We start from the raw sequence: 2,408 nt of genomic DNA, 5'->3' as shown, positions 1-2,408 counted from the left end.
GTAAGCGTCCACCCAAGGCATCTACCCCGACGTGAGCACGATCGACATGCTGTCGAATTTTTGGCGGAGCATGTTGATGGAAAACAAGGAAGTCGTGACGGTCACCCCGCGCTCGGCGCGGCGTCGTTTCAGTGCGCAATTCAAACGGGAACTGGTTGAACAGGCGTTGCGCCCGGACGTATCGCTCGCTGCGCTCGCCCAGGCCAACGGCATCAACGTCAACCAGTTGTCGCGTTGGCGTCGGCTGCATCTTCAAGATCAGACACCGGTGGCACTGGTACCGGTTCGGCTGACGCAGGCGTTGCCCACGGCGACGCCAACACCGGTCACGACGGCCGTTGAGATCGGTGAGATCGAATGGCATCATGGTGATACCCGCCTGGTCGTGCGCGGGAGCGTCGATGCGACAGTCTTACGCGCGATCATCTCGCAGACCTTGGCCGCGGCAAGTAGCACATGATCGGAGTGCCTGCTGGAACCCAGGTCTGGCTGGTCGCCGGTGTCACCGACATGCGTCGCGGCTTCGACGGTCTGGCCGCCATCGTGCAGTCCAAGCTCGCGAACAACCCCTACGGCGGCCACGTCTTCGTCTTCCGGGGGCGACGTGGCGACCGCATCAAGGTGCTGTGGTGGGATGGCGATGGCCTATGCTTGCTCTGCAAACGACTTGAACGCGGCCACTTCGTCTGGCCGCAGGCTGAAAGTGGCAGCGTTCATTTGAGCGCCGCGCAGCTCTCGATGCTGCTCGAGGGCATCGACTGGCGTCGGCCACGGCGCACCGCCGCCCCTCAAGCGGCTTAGGTCGTGAGTGTTGTAAACGGTCATCGATCTGCGTAAACTCCCGGGATGGCCGATAGCCCCTCCACACCTCTACCCAACGACGTCGAAGCGCTGCAGCGCATGGTCACGGACATGGCTGGCCAGATCCGCGCGCTGCAGTCGAACCTGAGCGCGCGCGAGTTGCTCATCGAGCACTTGCAAATCCAGATCGCGGCCCTGCGTCGCCAGATGTACGGACGCAAATCGGAGAAGCTGGAGGCCGAGATCGGTCAACTCGAGCTCAAGCTTGAGGAACTGTTGCTCGATAACGGGGAAGACCCGCCGCCTGCAACACCCGCATCCGAGGCACGTGCCAAGCGTGCTCGTAAGCCCCTGCCCGAACACCTTCCACGCGATACCGTCGTGCATGCACCATCGGCTGACGCCTGTGCGGAGTGCGGCGGCGCGCTCAAGGAAATCGGTGCGGATGTGGCCGAACAGATTGAGTACGTGCCGCAAAGCTGGCGTGTGATCCACCACGTTCGCCCAAAGTTCAGCTGTGCGTGCTGCCAGACGCTGGTTCAGGCCAGTGCACCGTCGCGACCGATTGCGCGTGGCCTCGCGGGTCCCGGCTTGCTCGCGCATGTGATCGTCAGCAAATACTGTGATCATTTACCGCTGTATCGCCAGTCGCAGATTTACGCACGCGATGGGCTTGAGTTGGAACGTTCCACCCTCAGCGAGTGGGCTGGTGGAGTGAGCCGCTTGCTGCGCCCCCTGGTTGATGCGTTGCGTCGCTACGTGATGGCTGGCCCGACGCTGCATGCCGATGACACGCCAGTGCCGATGCTCGCACCCGGCAAAGGCAAGACAGCTACCGCTCGGCTGTGGGCCTATGTGCGCGATGAGAGCCCCGCGGGATCGACGCAGCCGGCAGCGGTGTGGATGGCCTTCACGCCGGATCGCAAGGGAGAACACCCGCAGCGCCATCTCGAGCACTTCGCGGGCATCATCCACGCCGACGGGTTCGCCGGATACGACAAAGTGTTCGACGAAACCCGCACCCACGCAGCGTGCTGGGCACACGCACGACGCAAGTTCTATGAGCTGACCAAGTCGCACCCGTCGCCGGCTGCTGGCGAAGCCGTGCGCCGGATCGCGGCACTGTATGCGATCGAGGAACAGATCCGGGGCAAGCCGCCCGATGAACGGCGCGCAGTGCGCGTCGAGAAGACGCTTCCATTACTGCGAAGCCTCAGAGATTGGCTCGACAGTCTGATCCCGACACTCTCGGGCAAGTCTGCGCTCGCCGGTGCGATCCAATACACGCTGAACCGCTGGGACGCGTTGAACACGTTCGTCCACGATGGACGTGCGGAGATCGATAACAACGCGGTCGAACGCGCGTTGCGCGCAGTGGCTCTAGGACGCAAGAATTATCTGTTCGCTGGCTCAGAGTCGGGCGGTGAACGCGCCGCGGCGATGTACAGCCTCATCGGCACAGCAAAGCTGAATGGGATCGAGCCCGAGGCTTATTTGCGTGACGTGCTTGGACGCATTGCGGATCACCCGGTCAACGAGATCGAATCGCTGTTGCCGTGGAATACCGGCACGCCGAGCTCGTCAGCGCTTAACCAGGCTAATTAGGT

At 62.7% G+C, this 2,408-nt stretch carries 3 protein-coding genes; all 3 read left to right on the top strand.

The genetic code is table 11. The annotated features are described in order from the left end of the window. Window positions 1-76: 76 nt before the first annotated feature. The 3 genes from tnpA to tnpC are packed head-to-tail and all read left to right on the top strand — an operon-like array spanning window position 77 to window position 2,406. Complete coding sequence (gene tnpA, locus HV670_RS29715; RefSeq protein WP_175108501.1) at window positions 77-460, top strand: IS66-like element accessory protein TnpA; 384 nt, start codon at window positions 77-79, stop codon at window positions 458-460. Continuing rightward, window positions 457-801 carry an IS66 family insertion sequence element accessory protein TnpB gene (tnpB, locus tag HV670_RS29710; protein ID WP_175108500.1) on the top strand — a complete coding sequence of 115 codons (345 nt, stop codon included), beginning with the start codon at window positions 457-459 and terminating at the stop codon, window positions 799-801. Before tnpA ends, tnpB begins: the two co-directional genes overlap by 4 nt. A 45-nt stretch (window positions 802-846) precedes the next feature. After that, window positions 847-2,406: an IS66 family transposase gene (gene tnpC, locus HV670_RS29705; RefSeq protein WP_175108499.1), complete on the top strand. Its 1,560-nt coding sequence runs from the start codon at window positions 847-849 to the stop codon at window positions 2,404-2,406. The last annotated feature ends 2 nt before the right edge of the window (window positions 2,407-2,408 follow it).

The sequence above is a fragment of the Pararobbsia alpina genome (assembly GCF_902859895.1).
GTDB lineage: Bacteria > Pseudomonadota > Gammaproteobacteria > Burkholderiales > Burkholderiaceae > Pararobbsia > Pararobbsia alpina.
Note: the sequence above shows the minus strand (reverse complement) of the source record. Positions and strands in the feature narration are given on the sequence as shown.

Excerpts from the sequence above, each read along its gene's own strand:
- tnpB (WP_175108500.1), top strand. The coding sequence starts at position 457 with ATGATCGGAGTGCCTGCTGGAACCCAGGTCTGGCTGGTCGCCGGTGTC.
- tnpA (WP_175108501.1), top strand. The coding sequence starts at position 77 with ATGGAAAACAAGGAAGTCGTGACGGTCACCCCGCGCTCGGCGCGGCGT.
- tnpC (WP_175108499.1), top strand. The coding sequence starts at position 847 with ATGGCCGATAGCCCCTCCACACCTCTACCCAACGACGTCGAAGCGCTG.